Source organism: Halomonas garicola, assembly GCF_031935715.1.
GTDB lineage: Bacteria > Pseudomonadota > Gammaproteobacteria > Pseudomonadales > Halomonadaceae > Vreelandella > Vreelandella garicola.
The window spans coordinates 1-1,717 of sequence record NZ_JASSZF010000068.1; the positions used below are offsets into that span (position 1 = coordinate 1).

The 1,717-nt window shown below is 64.1% G+C and carries 1 protein-coding gene; it reads right to left on the reverse strand.

The window, feature by feature from the left end; translation table 11 throughout:
• Positions 1–232: 232 nt before the first annotated feature.
• On the reverse strand, positions 233–1,612 hold the full coding sequence (locus tag RS027_RS13455; protein ID WP_376717491.1) for an IS1380 family transposase: 1,380 nt from the start codon (positions 1,610–1,612) through the stop codon (positions 233–235).
• Positions 1,613–1,717 lie beyond the last annotated feature (105 nt).

Sequence of the window (1,717 nt, forward strand, 5' to 3'; positions counted from 1 at the left end):
CCCGCCTTATTCACGAAGACGCTGACTGGGCGGCGTGAAGAGGCTGGCTGGCGGCGTCGCTCATCAGGATCGGCCTCTCCGACGCGAGAGGCCGCTGAGTAATGCCCGAACATGGCTTTCTTCCCGGTTTCTTATAGCTCTTGGGAATCCATTGCGACCGTCAAAGCAGCCGTGACCGCCGGCCGCTGCAGCGGTCGCTCGATTTCAGGTCCTGAAGCCGTCTCGCCGGGCGTCAACTCAGCGCCGTCAGCTTCGGCAGCCCCTTCAGCAACGTCGGCCACCACTTATCGGCGGCGGCACCCAGATGAAGGGTGATCCGCCGGGCATGCAGCTTCAGTGTGGCGGCGACCTTAAGCACCTGCTCGCGCATCCGACTCAGGCTCCAGCCTTGCCGAGTCTGCCGCTCCAGCAGGCAACGCAGACCATGCAGGACCTGGTAAGCATAGAGGCTGAGTAGCAGGCTCACCTCGTTACGCGCCATCACGTCCTGAACCGTGGAGGCGCCACGATCCGTCGACGAGAGGTGTACGTCGAGCGCTGATTTCACCTCGCCCATGTGCGCTTCGGCGCTACCGCGCTTGCGGTACAGTGCCAGGACCTTCTCCGGCGGCCAGTCGAACTTGTTGAGGTTGGTGACCAGGAAGAAGGCATGCAACAGCAGGTCATCGGGTCGCTCTTGCACGACCAGTACCACGCGCCGTGGTTCAGGCCAGGTGCCGGCCTGGTACTCCAGGTCATGACACCATTCCCGTGGCTGCTCGGGCGGCCGACCTCGGGGCCGCTTCAGGTACGGCGCCGCCAGTGTCTGCAGCCCCGTGTGACTGCGCAGCCGGCCCAGGTACTCGATGCCGCGATCTTCCAACGCCTCCAGCGTGTCGTTGTCGGTGAACCCGGCGTCGATACGCACCCGAACCTGGGCGCCGGTGCTTTCGTTGAGCCGCTTCACCAGGTGCGGGATCCAGGTATCGGCGTTCTCGGCCGGGCCGGCGTTGCCTTCGCGTAGTAGGCCGCCCACCATGTCACCGGTTTCGGCCAGCGAGGCGACCAGCGGCGAGTAGATGCGGACCCCGTAAAGGCCATGATAGGCCGAGCCACCTTGGTGACCGTGGACCTCGATCGGCAGGCCGTCGATGTCGAGGGTCAACTGCTTGGGTCGCTCGCCGTTCTTCAGCGAGGTCAGGCGCCAGACTACCAGTCGCAGCAGGCCTTCATGCACGGCATCGATGTTGTCGTTGCGTCCAAGGCAAGTCAGCAGCCGCGACAGCGTGGCTTGAGACGGCCGGTCCTGGGCCAGTGGCGTCATTCCACGCGCATCGCTGCAGGCCAGCTGCCAGAGGGGATCACGCCGCAACGTGTCGGTATCGCTGAGGTCGATCCAGCCCATCGCGCGCTGCAGCACCAGGGTTCGCAGCTGGCTGGCCAGCGAGTGGCGGATGCGTAGCGGGTGGCGTTGATCGACCAGATTGTCTTCGAGCGCCTCGATCACACCGCTGTTGTCGAGGGCTTCACGCAGCAGCAGAGCGCCGCTGTCACTGGTGGTGCGGTGGCCGCTCAGCTCGACACGGACGGAGCCGTTGCACGAGGGCGTCCAGGTAGATAGGCTTTCACCCATAGCGGATGGCTCTCTTGGTTCAGGTTCTTGGCGGAACACATTGAATTTTCAAGAGAATACCATCCGCTATCTTCGTTTTCAGGCCGGCCTCATGAATAGGCCGGG